General features: G+C 67.1%; 14 protein-coding genes. 5 read left to right on the forward strand and 9 right to left on the reverse strand.

Translation table 11 applies throughout. The features are described 5' to 3' along the window. Window positions 1-151: 151 nt before the first annotated feature. Entirely contained in the window at window positions 152-847 is a 696-nt protein-coding gene (locus ABD231_RS41880) for an SH3 domain-containing protein (RefSeq protein WP_344166003.1), read from the forward strand. Between the two features lie 193 nt (window positions 848-1040). Continuing rightward, on the forward strand, window positions 1041-4955 hold the full coding sequence (locus ABD231_RS41885) for a glycosyl hydrolase family 18 protein (RefSeq protein WP_344166005.1): 3915 nt from the start codon (window positions 1041-1043) through the stop codon (window positions 4953-4955). Here the strand turns inward: ABD231_RS41885 and ABD231_RS41890 are convergent. After that, complete coding sequence (locus ABD231_RS41890; protein WP_344166007.1) at window positions 4948-5667, reverse strand: alpha/beta fold hydrolase; 720 nt, start codon at window positions 5665-5667, stop codon at window positions 4948-4950. The two genes, ABD231_RS41885 and ABD231_RS41890, sit on opposite strands and share 8 nt — an antisense overlap. Before the next feature lie 28 nt (window positions 5668-5695). After that, a complete protein-coding gene (locus ABD231_RS41895; protein WP_344166009.1) occupies window positions 5696-6742 on the reverse strand; it encodes a LacI family DNA-binding transcriptional regulator in 1047 nt (348 codons plus the stop codon). Between the two features lie 119 nt (window positions 6743-6861). Between ABD231_RS41895 and ABD231_RS41900 the strand changes: the two genes are divergently transcribed. The 3 genes from ABD231_RS41900 to ABD231_RS41910 are packed head-to-tail and all read left to right on the forward strand — an operon-like array spanning window position 6862 to window position 9953. Further along, window positions 6862-7803, forward strand: a complete 942-nt coding sequence (locus tag ABD231_RS41900) for a carbohydrate ABC transporter permease (RefSeq protein ID WP_344166011.1) — start codon at window positions 6862-6864, stop codon at window positions 7801-7803. After that, the gene (locus ABD231_RS41905; protein ID WP_344166013.1) at window positions 7784-8653 is read left to right on the forward strand and encodes a carbohydrate ABC transporter permease; all 870 of its coding nucleotides are present in this window, start codon (window positions 7784-7786) and stop codon (window positions 8651-8653) included. Before ABD231_RS41900 ends, ABD231_RS41905 begins: the two co-directional genes overlap by 20 nt. A gap of 10 nt (window positions 8654-8663) precedes the next feature. Then, a complete protein-coding gene (locus tag ABD231_RS41910) occupies window positions 8664-9953 on the forward strand; it encodes an ABC transporter substrate-binding protein (protein ID WP_344166015.1) in 1290 nt (429 codons plus the stop codon). A gap of 1466 nt (window positions 9954-11419) precedes the next feature. On the opposite strand, the gene egtD is transcribed toward ABD231_RS41910, so the two are convergent. The 7 genes from egtD to ABD231_RS41945 form a co-directional block, all read right to left on the reverse strand. Next, window positions 11420-12385: an L-histidine N(alpha)-methyltransferase gene (gene egtD / locus ABD231_RS41915; protein WP_344166017.1), complete on the reverse strand. Its 966-nt coding sequence runs from the start codon at window positions 12383-12385 to the stop codon at window positions 11420-11422. Then, on the reverse strand, window positions 12382-13173 hold the full coding sequence (gene egtC, locus ABD231_RS41920) for an ergothioneine biosynthesis protein EgtC (protein ID WP_344166019.1): 792 nt from the start codon (window positions 13171-13173) through the stop codon (window positions 12382-12384). Before egtC ends, egtD begins: the two co-directional genes overlap by 4 nt. Beyond that, window positions 13173-14507 (reverse strand): ergothioneine biosynthesis protein EgtB, encoded by a 1335-nt coding sequence (egtB, locus tag ABD231_RS41925; protein WP_344166021.1) that lies wholly within the window; start codon window positions 14505-14507, stop codon window positions 13173-13175. The genes egtC and egtB overlap by 1 nt, the downstream gene beginning before the upstream one ends. Next, the gene (locus ABD231_RS41930) at window positions 14504-15730 is read right to left on the reverse strand and encodes a glutamate-cysteine ligase family protein (protein WP_344166023.1); all 1227 of its coding nucleotides are present in this window, start codon (window positions 15728-15730) and stop codon (window positions 14504-14506) included. Before ABD231_RS41930 ends, egtB begins: the two co-directional genes overlap by 4 nt. A 118-nt stretch (window positions 15731-15848) precedes the next feature. Next, the gene (locus ABD231_RS41935) at window positions 15849-16775 is read right to left on the reverse strand and encodes a TIGR03619 family F420-dependent LLM class oxidoreductase (RefSeq protein ID WP_344166025.1); all 927 of its coding nucleotides are present in this window, start codon (window positions 16773-16775) and stop codon (window positions 15849-15851) included. A 79-nt stretch (window positions 16776-16854) separates the two neighbouring features. After that, complete coding sequence (locus ABD231_RS41940; protein ID WP_344166027.1) at window positions 16855-17481, reverse strand: TetR/AcrR family transcriptional regulator; 627 nt, start codon at window positions 17479-17481, stop codon at window positions 16855-16857. A 13-nt stretch (window positions 17482-17494) separates the two neighbouring features. Continuing rightward, window positions 17495-21121 carry a glycoside hydrolase domain-containing protein gene (locus ABD231_RS41945; RefSeq protein ID WP_344166028.1) on the reverse strand — a complete coding sequence of 1209 codons (3627 nt, stop codon included), beginning with the start codon at window positions 21119-21121 and terminating at the stop codon, window positions 17495-17497. Window positions 21122-21124 lie beyond the last annotated feature (3 nt).

Below are 21124 nucleotides of genomic sequence, written 5' to 3' on the forward strand. Positions count from 1 at the left end.
CGATCACAAAGCGAGCCTGCGCTGGCCTCACATTGCACTCCCCAGTAGCGCCCCAGTCGGCAGACGTTGCCCACTGCGACAACACCGTAACCCTCTGATTGTCTGAAAGTCAGCGACTTCTCGCAGTACATCGAGCGAAAAGGACAAACCCATGCGTACCCGCCTCTTACGCATCACTGCCCGCTTGTCCGCCCTCAGCCTGCTCAGCGCCGGTGCGCTCCTCGGCACGGGGGTCCTGCCCGCCCACGCCGCCACCGGGACCGTCGTCACCGACAGTGGCGCCGGAGTGACGATCCGGTCCGGTAACGCCACCAGCTTCGGCTCGGTCGGCACCCAGCCGAACGGCACCGTCCAGATCGACTGCCAGCTCTACGGCGAGCCGGTGACCGGTAAGTTCGGCCGCAGCCTGATCTGGGACCACATCCCCGGCAAGGGCTTCATCTCCGACTCCTACGTGAACACCGGCAGCACCGGCCTGGTCGCACCGCTCTGCACGACCAATCCGCGCGCCGACAACGCCATCGCCTGGTACGCCGCTCGCAACGGTTCGACCGCGTTCCAGGGGTACTGCGAGATGGCGGCGGAGAACTCGTACGGGAAGACCGGCATCTGGGCCTCGGCCATGGCGGACTGGAACGACGCTGTCGCCCGTGGCGTCGCCCACCGCGGTGACCTCAACCCGCCGAAGGGTGCGTTGATCTTCTGGGACCTGGCCGCGCCGTACGGGCACGTCGGTGTCGCCCGGGGCGACGGCTACTTCTGGGCGACCAGCGTGAACGGCAAGATCGGTCTGGCGAAGCTCCCGTACTTCAACAACTACCTCGGCTGGGCCTGGCCGAACTTCTGAGCAGGCCGCCGGAGGTCCCTGGACGCGTACCGCCCCCGCGTCCAGGGACCTTCTAACGTTCGAAACTCTCCGGAATCGTGAAGTCACTCACGGATAGCGCTTACTTCGATGGCAACGTTCCCAATGCTTCGGTACGGTGCGTGCAAACGCTCTCATAAGCGCGTTCTCCCGCCCCGATCCGAAGGACTTCCTGATGAGCACACCACGCTCTCGCTTGTTCTATCGTTGTAAACCAGCCGTTCTCCTGATCGCCATCGTGACCGCGGTGGCCGTCCTGCTCTCGAGTACCGGCCTGCAGCCCGCCGTCGCGAAGCCGCTCGCCGAAGACAAGGTCGTCACCCACAACTTCGAGAACCCGGCGCTGGCCGCGGAGTACGTCCGGCAGTTCGACGAGATCAAGGCCAAGGGCCAGAAGCTCAGCCAGGCCCTCGAGGAGCGGACCAAGGGTCACCTCCAGGACGTCCTGCCGAACCTGAAGTACATCGACTTCGACGCCGAGACCAAGGTCGAGGGCACGGTCGCGACGATCGTCATCAAGGCCCCCGAGGTCGAGGTGGACGCGACCTGGTGGCAGGGCGCACTGATCGTCGCGGGCTCCATCCTGATCGGCTTCGGCGCCGGCGCGGCCTGCCTGTACGCCGGTGGTCCGGCGACCGTGTGCGCCGGCGTCGGCGGGTTCATCGGCGAGTTCGTCAACGGCGCGCTGACCCAATGGGCCGACGACAAGCTCGGTGACGCCAACGAGTGGGCGAACACGATGGCGAAGTCGATCGCGGCCGGTCTGATGACGTTCGCGATCGCCTGGGCGGGAACGCCCGAGATGCTCGCCTGGTACAAGGCGACCAGCGCCTCACTCGTGCGGTTCGTCCGGACTGTCGAAGCCTTCTTCGGCGGCACGACCGCCGGTGACACGCTGGCCGGCATGCTCGACGCGCTCGAGCGCTACCTGCCCAGCTACCTCCGGTCGGCGAGCTCCGCGAACGGCACCTGCCGCGAGACCGGCGGTGCCGCCGAGCCCGGCGGCGGCTGGTCGCCGCTCGGCCAGGTCGTGGGCAGCGCGAACGGTACGCAGACCCGGTTCATGGACCTCGACGGTGACCGCGACGTCGACCGCGTCCTGGCCGGCAACGGCAAGATGTTCACCTGGCTGAACGCCGGCTGCGGTGACGACGGCAAGCGGATCTGGCTGCCGTACGGCGACAAGTCGCCCGCGGGCGCCCGGCAGCCGGCGTTCTTCGGTGACCTCGACAAGGACGGCAAGGACGACCTGATCAACATCCTGTCGGCCGAGGACTCGGGCACCGGCGTCGCGGCCATGAAGGTGTGGCGCAACGAGACCAGCGGCAAGGACGTGCGCTGGGCCGCCCCGGTCATCGTCGCGAACAACCTCGGGTACGTCGGTATCCCGGTCTTCGCGGATCTCGACGGCGACGGTGATGACGAGATCATCATCCCGGACCGGATGAACTTCCTGACGGCCTGGGAGAACAAGGGCAACGGCGGTCTCCCGAAGCCGGGCGACTGGAGCAAGATCGAGGGGTTCACACACCCGGCCGAAGGTCCTGTCGGCTCGGTCTCGTACCCGGACATCAACGGGGACGGCAAGGCCGACGTGGTGGTCGTCAAGTACATGACCGGCGAGGTGGTCGCCTGGCAGAACCTCGGCAGCGGCTGGGGTCAGACCAAGACCAAGGCAGCTGCCGACGCCGGCTGGAAGTCGCTCGGCACGATCCGCTCCGGCGACGCGTTCGGCGGAACCCTCGGCGACTTCGGTGACCTCGACGCCGACCACGTCTCGGACTTCCTGCTCTACAACTCGACGTCGAAGGGCGTCGACGGCTGGGCCCTGCCCGGTGGCGCGACGACCGCGAACGGCGGTGTCGGCGACCCGATGGAGCAGCACCCCGGTGGTGACGACGGCGGGACACGTCCGGGCGCGTCCGGCGACTGCCGCCCCGACGGCCTGGCAACCACGCCCGGCGTGGCGACGCCGTACTGCAAGATCTATCAGAGCGACGGCCGCGAGTGGCTCGGTCAGGGCCGCGACCGCCGAGTCGTTGCCTACTTCAACGGGGGCCGGACCGGTAAGGACGGCACGCCGCACTATCTGGTGAAGAACATCCCATGGTCGAAGGTCACGCACCTCAACTATGCGTTCGCCTCCGTGCAGAACAACCACATTGCTGTTGACGACGCGGCGATCGGGATGGAGTGGCCGGGCAAGGTCGGCGCCGAGATGGACCCGTCGCTGCCATACAAGGGTCACTTCAACCTGCTCACGAAATACAAGCGCCTGCACCCGCGGGTGAAGACCCTGATCTCGGTCGGCGGCTGGGCCGGTTCGGGTGGGTTCTACGCGATGACCACGAACGCCGATGGCTCGGTCAACCAGGCCGGGATCGACACGTTCGCAGCCTCGGCCGTGGACTTCTTGCGCACTTACGGGTTCGACGGTGTCGACATCGACTTCGAATACCCGACCGTCCTCGACGACACCGGCAACCCGAACGACTGGGGTACAGCGAATCCGCGTCGCAAGGGCCTGCCCACGGCGTACACGGCGTTGATGAAGACCCTGCGCGACTCGCTCAACCGGGCATCGGTCGCGGACAACAAGTACTACCAACTCACGTCGGCATCCTCGGCCTCCGGCTACCTGGTGCGCGGTATGGCGAACCAGACCGCGCTGGACTACCAGGACTTCACGAACCTGATGTCGTACGACTACCACGGCACCTGGAACGACGTCGTCGGCCCGAACGCCGCGCTGTTCGACGACCACAAGGACCCGGAACTCGCCGAGCAGTACGCGACTCCGGAGTACGGCGGGATCGGCTACTTCAACACCGATTGGGCGATGAAGTACATGCGTGGCGCGTTGCAGGCCGGTCGCGTCAACATCGGAATCCCTTACTACACACGCGGTTGGAAGAACGTCACCGGCGGCACGAACGGTATGTGGGGTCAGTCGGCCAAGCCCGGCGGCTGCGAGCCAGGGACCGGCATCAAGCGCCCGTGTGGTGATGGCGCGGTCGGCATCGACAACATCTGGCACGACACCACCGCCAACGGGGGCGAGTTGGGTTCGGGGACGAACCCCTTGTGGCACACGAAGAACCTGGAGAAGAACATCCTCCCCAGGTACGCACCGAGCGTCGGTCTCGATCCGGCCGACCCCGCGGACAAGCTGTCGGGCACCTACACCCGGCACTGGGACAACACGACCAAGACGTCGTGGCTGTGGAACAACGACAAGAAGGTGTATTTGTCGACAGAGGACGAACAGGGCATCGACGCGGTCACCGACCTGGTGAAGTCCACCGGCGCCGGCGGCGTGATGATGTGGGAGCTCGGCGGCGACTACGCCTGCCCGGAGGTCGTCGACGCGCAACGCCCGTGCGGCATGGGCTACACCCTGACGACCCGGATCAACGAGAAGCTGGGTAATTCAGGGGCCTATGACAACAACCTGCGCAGCGGAAGCAGCGGTGCGGCACCGACCGTGACCGCGAACATCAGCGTGGACATGGTCAACTACCCGACCACGACCGCGAACCTGTGGCCGCTGCAGCCGACCGTCCGGATCACCAACAACACCGGGCGCACGCTCGGCGGCGGCAAGGACACCAAGCTGTCGTTCGACATCCCGGCCTCGACGTCCCCGCTGGTCAAGGACGTCAACTGGCAGACCGGTGACCAGGGCGGGCAGTGGAAACTCACCGCCGGGTCCACGTTCCACCGGATCAGTACGACGCTCGACTACTGCCAGATCATTCCGGCCGGGAAGAGTCTCGATCTGCCGATCATCTACTTCCTCCCGATCACCGGCCCGGTGAACACCAGCCTGTCGATCGGAGGAACGGCGTACGCGCCGGTGACCGACAACCTCAAGGGACTCGGTACGGCGACTCCTCCGGCCGGCGGCTGTAGCGCCGGGAACTGGGACTCGGCCAAGATCTACGACCCCGCCACGCAGACCGTGGAGCAGGTCACCGTGAAGTACAACGGCAAGATCTGGAAGGCCAAGTGGCAGACCCAGAACAGTGCTCCGGGGACCGGGGCCGACCCGGATCACGAGCCCTGGAAGCTGATCGGGGTCGCTAGCTAACCTCCATCCGATCCAACCAGTCGGCGACCAGCGCGTGATAGAGCGCTGGTCGCCGTACTGGTAGGTCGTGGTCTTCCTGATCCAGTACGGCGAATGTCGCGCGCGGGTAGTCGTCGAGCAGACCCCACGCGTCGGCGTACCCGGTCATCGTGTCCTGGCGCCCGGTCACGATCAACGTGGGCCGCTCGAACCGCAGGGAGGGATCGTCCCGCAGCCCGTAGGACGCCGGGTCGGCCTGGATCCGACCGAGGAACTCCAGGTCGGCCGAGAGCTCGGCCGGGTCGTAGTACTGGTCCTGCTTGACCTGCCAGTACGGCGTTTTCCGCAGATACTCGTCTGTTGGCAGGGTGCGGAGCCCGCGGTCCACGACGACTCCGGGGACCCGCAGCAGGAGCCCGAGCACCCGGGACGGGTAGCGCCGGATCAACCCGCGCGCATGCAGCCCGCCCGCCGAGGTGCCCGCAACGGCGTACGGCTCGTCACCGACAGCTTCGGCGATGGTCGCCGCGATCGCATCGAGCATTCCGTCCTGGTCGGTGATGTTCGGATCACCTGGGCGGTGGTTGGTGCCGGGAGGGTCTACGTAGATGCGCCGCCAACCCTCGCGATCGGCGAAGACCGGCTCATGGATGTCTCGGGCTTCACCGTTGTCGCCGCCCCAGCAGGGCAGGAAGATGATCGGGCGACCGCTACCGAAGGACTCGTAGTACATGCAACGACGGTAGCCGCGTCCGCTCGGCTCAGCGTGCTTTTCTCTTCGCAGCAGACGGCGGCCGCTCCCCCGAACCGCGCTGGATCAACGCGCACGGCAGGACGATGCGCTGAGGTGGCCGACGATCCGTCCCCGCGGCTCGGTCCAGCAACAGCCGCGCCGCGCTGCGGCCGAGCTCGGCGATGTCGGAGGCGACCACGGTGACCGGAGTCGGCAACATATCCGCGAGCCGGAAGTCATCGAAGCCGACCACGGCAGGCTCGCGACCGAGCTCACCAAGTGCCCGCAGGACACCTTCGGTGAGGAAGTTGGTCGATGCGAAGATCGCGGTCGGCGGATCGGGCCGCAACATCAGCTCGCGCGTCGCCTTCTCCGCGGACTCGGCGTTTCCCTCGGGCAACTGAACGACCAGCGACTCGTCGACGTCCAGCCCGGCAGTCCGGTGGGCGCGCCGGAATCCGCGCAGCCGCCGGCCGGTCGTGTAGTACGACGGCGCCAGCAGGATCGCGATCCGCTCGTGCCCCTGCGACAACAGGTGCTCGGTGGCCAACCGCCCGCCACCCTCGTTGTCGACCATCACGATGTCGGCCTCGATCCCGGTCGCCGGCCGGTCCACGAACACGACCGGGACACCAGCACCCGCCAGGAACGCGTGATCACCCTGGTCCGGCACGATCATCAGCCCGGCGACCTGGCGGCTGACCAGCTCCCGGATCGCCCGCTTCTCCCCCTCCGGATCCTCGTCGACACTACCCAGTACGACGGCGAATCCGGACTGCCCGGCCACCTCGAGCGAGGCCTTGGCGATCGTCGCGTAGAACGGGTTCGTCAGGTCACCGAGTACGAGCGCGAGACTCGACGACTTCTTCCCCGGCCGCAAAGCCCGGGCGACCTCGTTGCGCTGGAAGCCCAGCTGGTCGATCGCGGCGCGGACCCGCTGGGCGGTCTCGTCGCGGACGCCATGGCCGCCGTTCACCACCCGCGACACCGTGCCCAGCCCGACCCCCGCCCGCCGGGCCACGTCGATCATCGTCGGCCGAGCGGCCTCGGGAGTGTTTGGAAACGTTTCGGGCACGGGGTTGACTTCCTTTTGGCGGCACGGCATCGTCCACCCCACAGTAAAACTTGGAAACGTTACCGTCCAGCATGTCAGAGTGCCGTCGAGCCAGGAGATCGGATGAATCGAGACCACGGATGACGTTCCAACGTGGCAACAGCCGCGGTCGCGGCGGGCTGAGCCGAAGCGCCGGTTCCGACACAGTTGCGGCGTACCTGTTCATCGCACCGGCGATCATCGGGTTCACCGTCTTCGTCGGCTACCCGCTGATCCGCTCCTTCTATCTCGCACTGACGAAGTACAACGGCCTGACCGACCCGGTCTTCGTCGGCCTCGGCAACTTCCGCCGCCTCTTCACGACCGACCCGGCCTTCTGGCCGGCCCTGCGCGCGACCGGGTACCTGGTGGTCCTGTACGTGCCGCTCTCACTGATCCTCGGGCTCGCGCTGGCGATGTTCTGCAACCAGCGCTTCCGTGGCGTCAGCCTGCTCCGCACGCTGGCCTATCTGCCGGTCGTCCTACCCGCAGTCGCCACGATCACGCTGTGGAAGTTCATCCTGAACCCCCAGGTCGGCCTGCTGAACACGGTCCTAGACCGCCTCGGCCTGCCGACCAGCCTGTGGCTGCAGAGCCCGACGATGGCGATGCCCTCGGTAGTGCTGATGATGCTGTGGGGCGTCGGCGGCACGATGATCATCTTCCTGGCCGCTCTCCAGGCCGTCCCGACCGAGCTCTACGAAGCCGCCAAGGTCGACGGCGCCGGGCCGTGGTCGGCGTTCCTCCGGATCACCATTCCGACGATCAGCCCGATCATCCTGCTGCAGGTGATCCTGCAGACCACCGCGGCGCTGCAGACCTTCAACCAGCCCAAGATCCTGACGAACGGCGGCCCCGGCTTCAGCACCAGCGTGCTGATGCTGTCGATCTACAACAACGGCTTCCCCAACCTCGGCCGGGTCCCCCAGCTCGGCTACGCCTCGGCGCAGGTCTGGGTGCTCTTCATCATCATCATCGCCGTCATCGCCCTGGCCGCGAAGTTCACCTCCCTTTGGACCTACAGTGACAACACTCCCGACTGACCGCCGGCCGCGTCGTCTGATCGGTACGACGGCCTGGTACGTGACCGCGCTGTTCGTCGCCGCCGTGATGATCGTGCCGCTGCTCTGGATGATCACCATCGGCCTGAAGAGCGGGTCGGCGGTCTTCGAAATCCCACCTCGGTTGCTGCCGCGCGAATGGACCTGGCGGAACTTCATCGACGGCCCGCAGGCGATCCACTTCCCCCGGCTGTTGCTCAACTCAACGATCATCACCGCGCTCAGCGTGCTCGGCGGCGTGATGACCGCGATGATGGCCGGCTACGCACTGGCCCGGTTGCGCTTCCCCGGCCGCAAGGTCTGGTTCTACCTCTTCGTCGGCAGCATGCTGCTGCCCGGTGTGGTCGGACTGATCCCGCTCTTCCAGCTGTACAAGAGCATCGGCTGGTACGACACCTGGCTGCCACTGATCGTGCCGGCCTTCTTGGGCGGGAACCCGCTGTTCATCTTCCTCGCCCGCCAGTACTTCCTGGCCATCCCGTACTCGATCGACGAGGCCGCCAAGATCGACGGCGCCGGGCACCTGCGGATCTTCACCCAGGTGATGCTGCCGCTGACCCGGCCGGCCTGGATCACGATGGCGATCCTCGCCTTCCAGGCCTCCTGGAACGACTACCTGAACCCGCTGGTCTACCTCTACTCCTCCGGCAAGTGGCCACTGTCGGTCGGCATGGCCGCGTTCATCTCGCCGTTCGCCGGCAAGACGCCGGACTGGAGCTACTACATGGCCACCAACCTGCTCTACATGCTGCCGCCGCTGGTGCTCTTCTTCGTTGCGCAGCGCTACTTCATCCAGGGCCTCGGCTCGCTCGGCAGCACCACCCAGAAATGAGGGACAACCTGTGAACACCAAGCTCATCGGTGCGGCCGCACTGGCCTGCGCCGGCTTGCTGACGCTGTCGGCCTGCAGCGGTTCGGACTCCGGATCGAGCGACGGACCGGTCACCGTCACCGTGATGACGTGGGAGTCGACCCAGACCAACGCAGTCATCAAGAAGGCGCTGGCTTCCTTCGCCGACCCGAACATCAAGGTCGAACTGCTCGACACCCCAAGCGGTCAGTACGGCGACAAACTGTCGTCGCTGACCCAGGCGAAGAAACTGCCAGACCTGTTCTGGTGCGGTAACGACACCGAGCAGCAGTACACCCAGCAAGGCCTGCTGGTCGACTGGACCAGCAAACTCGGCGGCGACTTCGGGGCGGACAAGTTCGTCGGCTCCGCAATCGAGAACTGGAAAACCGCCGACGGCCAAATGGGCGGCCTGCCGTCGCTGATGAACACCTACGGCGTCTGGTACAACGCCGACGCCTTCACCGCGGCCGGCCTGACCATCCCCAAGGACGGCTGGACCTGGGACGAGATGTACACCGCCGCGACAAAGCTCACCGGCAAGAACGGAGCGAAGTACGGGCTCGTCGCCGACCAGCTCACCGGACCGGACGGTCCCTTCACGATGAGCATGTACGCCGTGTCCGCGGGTGGCGCGCCGTTCACCGACAACGTCAACCACCCGACGAAGGCCGAGGCCGACGCCAAGTACACCGAAGGCGTCCAGAAGCTGACCGACGCGGTCAAGAACGGCTCAGTCGCACCGCCCGGGTACGACGCCTCGAACGCCCAATCCCTGTTCGCCGCCGGCAAGATCCCGATGATGTTCGGCGGTCAGTGGCTGGCCGCCGGCTTCCAGGTCGACAAGCCGAAGGTGAAATACGGCTTCGCCCCATTCCCCCAGGTGACGACACCGGCCACCCTGTACGACTCGGTCGGCATCTGCACCCCGCAGTACACGAAGGACCAGGACGCAACCTTCAAGGTCCTCCAATACATCAACACCAAAGTCTGGGACGCCGTCCTCCCCGAATCCCCGGTAGCGCCCCCGGCCTACACCCCCGCCCAAGCCGGCTACTTCGACGCCCTAACCAAGGCTCAACAAACCACCGTCGTAGACACCGTCAAAGCCGACCTGGCCGCCGAGAAGACCGTGGGCGTCCGCTTCACCACCCAATGGGCCCAACAGGTAGGCGACCTCACCACCGCCGAATACCAACCCATCCTCAGCGGCAAAAAACCCATCACCAACCTCCCCACCTACATCGAAAAAATCAACACCCTCATCAAGTCCGGCGGCTAACCCATTTGCCTGCCTAGCCACTCCCGTCGGGGGTTCCGCACCCTGCTCACGAGTGCAGAACCCCCAACTAGCCTGCCCAGCCACCCAAATCCGCCCCAGCAGCCGACCCACCCGTGATGGGTGAACCAACCGCCCGCCGTCCCCCCTCCCACCACCTCGTCGATCCCACGAGCCGGTACGACGCTGTGCACGGCTCAGCCACCTGCGCGATCGCAAGGTGGTTAACGGGCGCTCAAGGTGCGGTTGTCGGGCGACCTTGAGCACGGTTCAACCGTTCCAGTGGCGGGCAAATGGTTGACGGGCGCTCAAGGTGAGCTGGTGCACCGACCTTGAGCACGATTCAACCGTTTCGACGGGTGTCAGCTGGTCGGTGGGTGCCCAAGGTGACCGCCGACCCGCGATCTCGGCCCCCTCGGGGTGTCTGGCGCGTTGGTCGGAAGAAAATCGGCGCCTGGACCCCCGAAAAATCTTCCGACCAACGCAAGACCTCGTGCATCACGCACCTCAGCCACAGCCCGCCAGCCCCCGACGACGTGGAACCGCGGTCGCCGGCCTCGCCAACCAGCCCAGCCACCCGCATGGCCCGCCCTCTGGTTTCTGTCGGCCGCCTTTGGTGGTCGAGTCGAGGTACAGGCGCGAAAGAACTCGGCCGGGGACGTCCGCTGTGGCTGATCGCCACTCCCGGCCGACCCAAAAAGACAGCGTGGCTGATCACTGCGGTGGCTGAGGTGGATGGCGATGCCCGGCGACCGCGGCTCCCCGTCGCCTGGGGCTCACGGGCTGTGGTTGCCGTGCGGGAGGAGGCCTGCTCGCAACTGGCCACCCCGCCGCACTACACCGCGCCGCATCACCCCGCCCCGCACCGCACTGCCCCCGCCTCACCGCACCACCCCTCACGCACCGCCCCGCGCCGCACACCCCGCACTGCCCCGCGCCGCACTACCCCGCCTCACCACGGCGCGCCTCACCACGCCGCCCCGCAGTGCCCGCGCCGCACTACCCCGCCCCACCGCGCCGCGCCTCACCCCGCCCCGCCCCACGCCTCACCACGCCGCGCCGCGCCGCACTGCCGCTCCTGGGTGTGCGGGGTGGTTGTGCGTTGGGCGGTACTTTTTTCGCTATGGCGCCCCAAAGTTGCCGACCGACGTAGCCTCAGCCGGCTGAGTCCGATCATGCGGAGCGCCAGCGCACCGCCCGGAGCCATTCGGGGAGGACCCACCCCCCAAATACGACCGATATCCACCCCCCACACCAGATCGACACCGGCCAACATCCTCCCCAAACCGATTCGGGGAAGACCCACCACCACCTTTCCACACGACCGGGGAGCCCCACCCGCCGATTCGGTGGGGTAGCGCTCCCCAGCCGCGCCATACAGCACCACTCTTGACACCACCCCGAACCGCTTGACTAACCGGCCTTGGAGTTCACCCACCAAATGGGGAACGGGGCAGGCGGGGTGGGGGTTAGGCGGCTTGCCAGAGGGATAGGGCGAAGCGGGCTTGGGGGTCGGTCCACCAGGCGGCGGGGGTGAAGTTGGCGGCGGTCAGTTCGGTGGTTACTCGTTCGGGGCGGAACTTGGCGGAGATCTCGGTGTGGAGTTCTTCGCCTTGGGCGAAGTCGATCTCCAGGTGGACTTCGGGGATCAGGACTCGTTGTGGACTGGTGGCGCGGAGGCGCATTTCGATCCACTCGTTGTCGGGGTCCCAGCGGGCTACGTGTTCGAAGGCGTCTACGTCGAAGTCGGCGCCTAGTTGGCGGTTGATGACGCGGAGGACGTTGCGGTTGAATTCCGCGGTCACGCCCTGGGCGTCGTCGTACGCGGCGACGAGGGTGGCTGGGTCCTTGACCAGGTCGGTGCCGAGGAGGAGCCACTCGCCTGGTTCGAGGACGTCGCGAATCGAGCGGTAGAAGGTGGCTCGCTCGGCGGGGAGCAGGTTGCCGATCGTGCCGCCGAGGAAGGCGACCAGGCGGGGCGGGTCGCCGGGGAGTTTGTCGAGGTGGGCGGTGAAGTCACCGACCACGCCGTGTACGTCGATCGTCGGGTAGTCGGCGTTGATCGCGTCCGACGCCTCGCGCAGCGCCGACTCGGAGACGTCGAGTGGGACGAAGGTGGTCAGCGTGCCGTGGTCGCGGAGACCGTCGAGCAGGAGGCGGGTCTTCTCCGAGGAGCCGGATCCGAGCTCGACGAGGGTGTGGGCCTTGGTGAGTCGCGCGATCTCGCCGCTGCGGGCGTGCAGGATCTCGCGCTCGGCGCGGGTCGGGTAGTACTCGGGGAGGCGGGTGATCTCTTCGAACAGTTCGCTGCCGCGCGCGTCGTAGAACCATTTCGGCGGCAGCCATTTCGCGTCGGCGGTCAGTCCGGCGCGGACATCCTCGCGAAGGGTACGAGCGGCATAGTCCGGCGTGAGATGGACGTCGATCTGGGTCACTGCGGTCCTTCCATCGGGGTGATGCTCAGCGTGGTAGCGGTGGCCACGAGCAAGGATCGGTCGGGGACCTCGTCCCAGTGCCCGATCCCGAACGGTTCCGAACTGACGGTGGTCGAGTCGGGAGTCCGGCGTACCCAGAGCGAATGTGTCCACGTGGTGGCGACAACCTGCGCGCCGTCGGTCAGCAATACGTTCAGCCGCGATCCCGGTGCCGCCGCCTCCACGTCCTGTACGACGGATGCCACGGCCTCGGCGGGGTCTTCCCCACTGGTGAGTCGGTGCGTGATCAGCGCGAACAGGAGCGCGGAGTCCACCGGAGCACCAAGTGTCAGCAGCTCCGCGACCGGCAACTGCTCAGCCACCTTCACCGTCGACTCGGGCCAGTCTGGGATGCGGCCGTTGTGACTGAACAACCAGTTGCCGCTTCGGAACGGCGCCACCGCCGACTCGTCGTGCGGCATCCGATCCGTCCCGTTCCGTACGGCGGCGATGACCGCGCCCGAGATGATCCCCTCAGCAAGATCGCGAAGGTTGTCATCCGTCCAGATCGGCACGTTCCTGCGATACCGGAGTGGAGAGGGGGCGGGGGACGCGGGGGCGGGGTCTGCTTGCGCTGCGTCCGCGTCCGGCTTCGGGTACCAGCCGAGGCCGAAGCCGTCGGCGTTGACGGTGCCGCCGCCGCGCATGTCGGTGGGGGCCCAGGACTGTTCGTAGAGGGAGTGGTCTGGGTCCAGGACCAGGGCGGCGAGGGGCACCGGTGGGCCTAGGTAGGCGAGGTGGCGGCACATCAGAGTTCTTCCGGGCGGGGGTCGCGGGCGCAGCGGAAGCCGGCGAAGATCTGGCGGCGGATGGGGTAGTCCCAGTTGCGGAAGGTGCTTCGGGCAACTACCTCGTCGGTGGCGAAGGAGCCGCCGCGGAGGATCTTGTAGTCGGGGCCGAAGAAGACCAGCGAGTACTCGTCGTACGGGAAGGCGCGGAAGCCCGGGTACGGCGTGAAGTCGCTCGAGGTCCACTCCCAGAGATCGCCGATGAGTTGCTCGACGCCTAGTGGTGACGCACCGGCTGGGTAGGCGCCGACTGGGGCTGGGCCGAGGTGGCGCTGGCCTAGGTTCGCGTGGTGCGGGCCTGGAGTTTCGTCACCCCAGGGGAAGCGTCGCGTGCGGCCGCTTGCCGGGTCGAAACGGGCTGCGAACTCCCACTCCTCCTCGGTTGGTAGCCGCTTGCCGGCCCACTTCGCGTAGGCCTCGGCCTCGTAGAAGCAGACGTGCATTACGGGCTCATCGAGCGGCAGCGGCGACCGCTTACCGAAGCGCAGTTGCCACCAATCGCCGTCTACGAGCTCCCAGAACCGCGGTCCGGTCAGCGAGGCCTTCTGGACGTGGGCCCAGCCGGTCTCGGACCACCACTGCGGATCCTGATACCCACCACCGGTCACGAACCGCAGGTAGTCCCCATTGCTCACCGGCACCGTGTCGATCACGTACGGCGCCACCCGGACCGCATGGGCCGGACGCTCGTTGTCCAGCGCCCACGGCTCGACGGACGTCCCCATCTCGAAGACCCCGCCGGGCACCAGCACCTCGGGAGCGGGCAAGCGGCGGCCAGCTGGCGGCGGTGGTGCATCAAGGACCGGTACGCCGCGCCGCAACTGGTGTGTCGCCAGCATCGTCTCGTCGTGCTGCTGCTCGTGCTGCACGATCATCCCGAACGCGAACCCGTTGTCGACCAGCTCACGACCGCCGTCGAACTTCACGTGGTCGAGCACATCGAGCACCTTGTCCCGCACCTCTTCGACATAGGCCCGTGTCTCCACCGGTCCCAGCAACGGCAGGGTCGGCCGATCCGCGCGCGGATGCATGAACGCGTCGTACAGCTCGTCGATGTCCTGGCGCAGCGGTTCGCGACCGCCGACATCCCGGACCAGCCAGAGCTCTTCCTGGTTGCCGATGTGTGCGTAGTCCCAGATCAGTGGCGACATCAACTTCGAATGCTGTTTGACCAGGTCCTCGACGTCGACCGCATCGGCCAGCTGAGCAGTCCGCCGCCGCGACCGCTCCAGCTGCTCCCCCACGAACGCCCGCAGGCCCTCTTCAGTCAGATCGGAGAGTTGGTGCTGGCTCATGAGGCGCGCCTTCCGTGGGTGTCGTCGACGAGGTGCTGCAGCCGGGTTGCGACCGCAGTACGAAGCTCTGGGGTGACGCCGGTGCGGTCCAGCAGACCGATGCCCAGGTCAACGACCTCGGCGGCGGCCTGCGCAACCGGCTTGTCGTTGAGGCCCTCTCGGGCTGCTGGGAACCAGCGCCCGGCACCTGGCTCGGCCGCGGCCAGCACCTGGTCGATGCGGGCCGGGTCGGACATCAGCGCGCTGATCAGCAGGGTCGGGGCGATCCACCCGTCTCCCGGCTGGGTGTCGAGGTAGCGAACCTCCAGGTAGCCACGCGGCCGCACCGGCGGGAACAGCGTGGACAGGTGGTACTCAAGGTCGTCGTACGACGGTCTGTCGCCGGCCAGCCGGCCATCGGCCCAGTCGCCGAAGGTGAGACCGTCCGGTGCATCCCAACTGTCACCACGGCGCAGGCACAACACCGGCGCCTCCATCGCGGTCCGGGCCCAGGCCGCGGCCGGATCTCCGTCCAGCGGCGGTGGCTCGGTGAACGGCGCACAAGTCCCGAATGTCGCCTCGGTGCGTGCAGAAGCCCAGCCTGTGTCGGACCCGGCCCGGTGCCGCGAGTTGGCAAAGAGCGCGACCAGGGTCGGCCCGAGATCGTGCAGCGCGCGCCAGCGCAGTGCGGTCTGGTCCGCCTCGCCAGCATCGAGGCAGACCTGCAGTCCCGCGGTACTGCACATCATCCGCGGCCCGTGTGGGCCGAGCCGCTCGAAGGCGTGCTCCATCGCCGCGTAGCGCGGGACGGTGAGAATGCGGCGCGGACTGCGGAACGCGTCCAGGCCGTGCTCGCCGAGGACCAGGCCGTCGGACTGCAACAACGCGGCCAGCTCGGCCGCGTCGGCGGCGGTGTGGTCGACCAACTGCTGGATCGACGCAGAGGCGGGACCGGAGATCTCCACCTGGCCACCCGGCTCCACAGTGACCAGAGCACCCCGGCCCAGTGGCAGCTGTGGGCTGCCGGGGACCAGGGTGGCGGGCGCATGCACGCCCAGTGCCTTGCTCAGCCGACCGGCGTCGAGCGGCCGTCGCGGGTCATCCGCGTGATGAACGGTCCACTCCAGCTCGACGCCGTGCAGCTGCGGAGGGCCGTGCTTGAAACAGACCATCGCGACGTATCCCTCCGCCTCGGCCCGGGAGCCGATCGGGGTCGTCGCCGGAGCACCACCGGACGAGGCCACGTCAGCGACCGTAGCTCTCGTGGCGGGCCCGGACAACCAAGTCCGGATTACTCGTCGATGACGCCTGCAGTCCGTAAGTCATGCCCCGCATCCTGCACGGCGCCACCGACAATTTCCCTTACAGGGCTAGAAATTCCTGGTGGAAGCGCTTCAATAGGTCGCTGTACTCCTCGATGTCACGAGCCACCGCGGGCAGTGTCAGCACCGCCTCGTCGACCCCCACCGACGCCAGCTCCGCGAGATCGCCCATGATCTGCTCAACACTGCCTTGGTACGGCGCTCGCTCCGCCGACACGACCCGGGCCAATTCCCCACCGAGCGCGACGACCGCGATCGCGCGAACCGACTCCGGATCCCGGCCGTACTCGTCGGCCTGCTTCCGCAACTCGGCCAGCGTCGTACCGATCTGAGCCGGCGGAACCATCACCGGCAACCACCCGTCAGCGCGCCGAGCCACCCGGCTGAGCGCCCGAGGCCCCCACCCGCCGAGGTAAACGGGGATCTTCGCAGCCGGCTTCGGACCGATTTCCGCAGGCCACAGCGTGTAGCGCTCGTTCTCGAACGAAACCGGGTCCGGGCCCCACACCGCGTCGGCCACATCCAGGAACTCGTCCAGCGCAGCACCGCGCTCCGCGAGAGGCCGCGGCGCCGCGACAGCGAACTCATCGACCGACCAGCCCGTCCCGAACCCCGCGACCACCCGCCCACCGCTGGCGGCGCCAATCCCGGCCAGTGAACGAGCGAGCCGGTAGGGCACGTGCAGCGGCGGCACGATGACGGCCGACCCAAGCCGGACCCGCGTGGTCACAGCGGCCGCCAGGCTCATCGCGACCAGCGGATCGAGGACCTTGCGGTACCCGTCCGGCCAGGCGCCGTACGCGCCGAACCCGTGGACACCGGTCTGGTCCTGCGGATAGAGGATCCGCTCGAACACCCAGACGCTGTCGTACCCGGTCTCCTCGGCCTCTCGGGCAGCCCGGGTCAGGGCGATCTGCGGATCGAACTTCCAGTCCTGCGGCAGCGTGACGCCAAGCTTCACAGCCATCTCCTCATTGATCACAAGTCATTGATTAACGATCAACGAAAAGCTTACGCGAGTACGCCAGTCAGCCAAGCGACCGGGATCAGAGCAGTGCGAGCGCGGGACGTACGTCGAGCGACGGGTCAAGGGCCTGGGCGCTGCGGAGAGCGCCGGCCAGGAGTGCGAGGAAGGCCTCCGTCATGGCGTCCACGGTGAACGTCCGGCCGCTCCGGAGCCACTCGGCGGCCAGCCCTTCAGCCGCGTCCGCGAAAGCGGCGAGCGCGACGGTGACAGCTGCGTTGTCGGCCGGCAGGTCCAGCCAGCCGGCCACGACGGAGATCGAGTACTCCCGGCGAGCAGCAAACGCGTCGTCGCGACCGGAGGCGAGGACCAGGTTGAGGGCAGTGTCCGGGTTCGCAGCCACGAACGTGAGGAACCGGTGGAAGCGCTGCCGGAGCCGGTCGCCGACAGCCTCCACCGCCAGGTCAGCGTCGTCGGCTGTCCGCATCTGCCCATAGACCGCGTCGACCGCGGCCACGTACGCACCCTGCTTGCCCTGGAAGTGGTGCGACACCAGTCCGTGCGCCACTCCGGCCGCGCGGGCGATGCCGCCGACCGTGACCTCGTCGTACGGCCGCTGTGAGAACTCCGCCACGGCGGCCGCGAGCAGCTTCTGTCTCGTCTGCTCGGCGGCCGCCTGGCGGGCTGTCAGCCGGTTGTCAGTGGACACGGCTCGCAGGTTACTACGGGTACTTCACACTCCCGCCCCAGTCGTTGTAGTGCCATCCGTTGTTCGGGTCACCCGGAATCCACCACCAGTGCGCCAGCGTGTTCGACTTGCTCTGCGCGAAGTACTGGTGCTGGTTGCCGTACTCGAAGGCGACCGGGTCGGAGTACACCTCGCCACCGCGGTCCTCCCACTGCACAGTGCCGAGGCCCTGGTCCCACCACCAGTGGTAGAGGGTGTTGTTCGGGCCACGCGCCACCACATGCTGCTGAGTAGCCGTCTTGAACGACGATGGCGCACCAACGAACTTGCCCGGCGCACCGCCCCACTTCACGCGGTTCAGACCGCTACCTGCGTCCCAGAACCAGTGGTAGAGCTGACCGTCGGCCGCCTGGGTGTACACGTGCTGCTGTCCGTTCCAGACGAACGTCGTCGGGTCGGAGTACGCCTCACCACCCCAGTCGTCGAAGTGCGGCTCGAACTCACCGGTCACCCACCACCAGTGGTACAGGTGGTTGTTGGCACCCCGTGCGACCACATGCAGCTGGTTACCCCACACGTACGTCGACGGTGTGCCGACGATCGGCCCTGGCGCACCGGCCCACCTGTCGAGGCGCAGCTGTCCATCGGCTGGGTCCCACCACCAGTGCTGCAGATCGGCCGACGACGATCGCGCGAAGATATGCTGCTGCCCGGACCAGACGACCGCTGTGGGGTCGCTGGCCGCATCGCCACCCCAGTCCGCGTAGTGCGGCGCCGACTCGCCGTCGATCCACCACCAGTGCTGCAGCTTCCCGTTCAGACCGCGAGCCACCGCGTGCTGCTGGTTGTTCCAGGCGTACCCACTGGTCTTCCCCGAGATCGGACCGCCGCCGAGGTCGTCGCGCTTAAGACCTGCCGTGGGACTCCAGTCGAAGCGCCCCATCGTCGCGGTGGCAGTCGGCGCGAAGATCACCTGGTGGTCGTTGTACTTGTACGCCGTCGACCCCGGAATCACGTCACCCGGCTGACCGGCGCCGTACGCCTCGATCTCGTCGACGAAAACACCGCTCTGGTACTTGTTGTTCATCTTCTTGTCCAAGGACACCCGGATGAAGCGTGCGTTCGCCGGTGCGAACCCGAGGTCGTACCAGATGCTCGAGGCCCCATTGACGAAGCTCAGCCGCCCCCGCTCGGTGTAGGTCGTTCCGTCACCACTGGTCTCGACAGTGATCATGTCCGGCCGGTAGTCCGGGTACTCCTGGTAGGCATGGAACCGCACGGTGCCGACAGCCTGCGAGTAGCCCAGGTCGATGGTGACCGTCGGCCGGATCGCACTGCCGATCGTCGACAGCTCGTAGCCGAAGCTCTTGCCGTCACCCCAGTTGTCACTCAGCACACCGTCGGTCGCCTCGTTCCCCGAGTCCGGGAACCGCCCCGAGGGCGCAGTGTGGGTCGTCGCCTTGCCAGCTGCGATGTCCTGCTGCAGCAGCAGGTTGCCGGCCACCTCAAGCGAGAGCAACTGGTACGGCGTCGCACCGCCGCTGGAGGCGGTTGCCTCGACCCGGAGGTACCGCGCCTTCGCATTGAGACCGACGAAGTCATCCCCACCGGGTTTCGCCTTGTCGTCCTTCGGGTTGTCGGCGCGCGTGCCGGCCTCAGTCCACTTGGTGCCGTCGAACGACGTCAGCACCCGGTACTTGCTCGCCCAGGTCGCACCCCACTGCAGTCGGACACCGTCCACCTGTGCCTGCCGACCGAGGTCGACCTGGACCCAGTTGGTCCCAGTACCCGAGGTGGGCTGCCACGCCGTCGTACTGTCGCCGTCGACGGCCTTGTTGGAGTCACCGCTGGAGGCGGTCGAGACGCGATTCCGCGCCAGGTCCTTGGCGATCACCGGCAAACCACCGGCAGCGTCGAGAGCAATCCGCCGTACCCGCTGCATGTAGTCGACGTCCGGCGTGTAGGTGTCGCTCGCCTGCACCACAGCGTTGGCCAGGTCGTGTGCCAGCCCCGGATTGGTCTTGCCGAGCTTGTTGAGGACCTCCCAGTCCTCCATGCCGTCCCGCAGCGACTCGTAGCGCGTCGACGACTCAATGGTGTGGTTGGCCTTATCGGGCCGCACGATGTAGCCGTCGCCCTTGACGTCCTGGGCGTTCATGTCGAACTGCCAGTTGCCGTAGGCCCAGTGCAGGTAGCCGGTGGCGCCCTTGTTGTAGGCCAGCCACATGGTCTGGCGCTGACTCCACTGCGGCTGGTCGATGAACCTGTTCAGGTGGTTGCCGGCCGGGATGTTGCAGTTGTAGAACCACAACGGCTTCCCGCCGCGCCGGTCGTCGTCGAACAGGTTGCCGCCGTCGGGCTGGGTGACAGCGGTGTAGGTGTGCAGGTTAGGGATCACGATGTCGGTCTGGTCGGCCACATGCTCGGCCTGCGCGTTGACCACCGCGTCACCGACCTTCGCCTCCGGCCAGTACTGCTTCAGCTTCGCGTAGATGCCGTCCCAGCCCTCGATGCCCGGGTTGGGCTCGTCACCCACGTGGATCCAGGACTTGTCCTGCCAGCCCTTGTCGATCATGTGCTGCCGCACCGCCGGGTAGAACTGCGCGTACCAGTTGTCGGCCTGAGGCGTGTTCCAGTACGGGTAGTCCGGGACCGCCTGGCTCGGGTTCTTCGGGATCACCTCGGTCATGTACCGCGGGTACTCCGGATTGTGGTCCTTGTCCTTCGGGCCGGCGCCGGTGAAGAGCTCAAGCGTGTGCACGACATCCTTGTCCAGGAAGCGCTGCGCCACCTCGTCGAACCTGCTCCAGTTGAAGGTGTACTTGCCATTGGCATCGACCGTGCTGCCGCCGTCGCGGAGCAGACTGAGCAGCGGCAGCTGCAGGTTGTTCTGCCGGTACCGCTTCATGTACTCGGCCCAGTTGTCGATCAGCTGCCACCAGTCCGCCGAGTAGCGCTTGTACCCGTAGAACAGCTCGACCGTGTCGCCCTTGCCCGGGTCCCAGGACGTCAGGCCAAGGAAGTTCGTCCACATCACGTTGGTGAACTCGCTCTGGTTGGCCGGCGGGATCACCACGTTGCGGGCGTTGACGGTGATCGGAACCGACAGGTCGCCGTTCGTCGTCTTCACGGTGGCCCGGCCGGTGTAGACACCACCTGCGGCCGTGGCGGGCACGTGCACGCGGACCCAGATCGACTGGGTCTGGTTGGCCGGTACGGCGATGGACTGCGCGTTCAGCAGGCGGTCCGGATAGTCACCGGCGCCCTTGCGGACTGTCGGGGTCACGAAGCTGTTGGCGTCCCAGCCAAGGACCGAGTTGTGGTTCAGGTACTCGTACCCGACCGGGTTGTAGCCGATCTCGCTGGCCGGTATGGCGTCCGAGGGCCCAGTCAGCGACGTGAACTCGATGCTGTTCACCGTGAACGCGGCGGACCCCCGCAGCACGATCTGCGCACCCTCGTAGTCGTTCTTCGCCGTGTCGAGACGGATGTCGTCGCGGGCCTCGGGAGAGCGCCCACTGTCCTTGAAGACCGAGTTGTACGCCGTCTCGGTCCACATACCCGGAAGAGCACCGGCCGCCTCCCTTGCCTGTGCCATCGGCGCCAGGGCCGCCGAAGTCACCAGGAGTGCGCCTGTCAGCACTGCACGTATCCACCGCATGCG

The sequence above is a fragment of the Kribbella yunnanensis genome (assembly GCF_039529655.1).
GTDB lineage: Bacteria > Actinomycetota > Actinomycetes > Propionibacteriales > Kribbellaceae > Kribbella > Kribbella yunnanensis.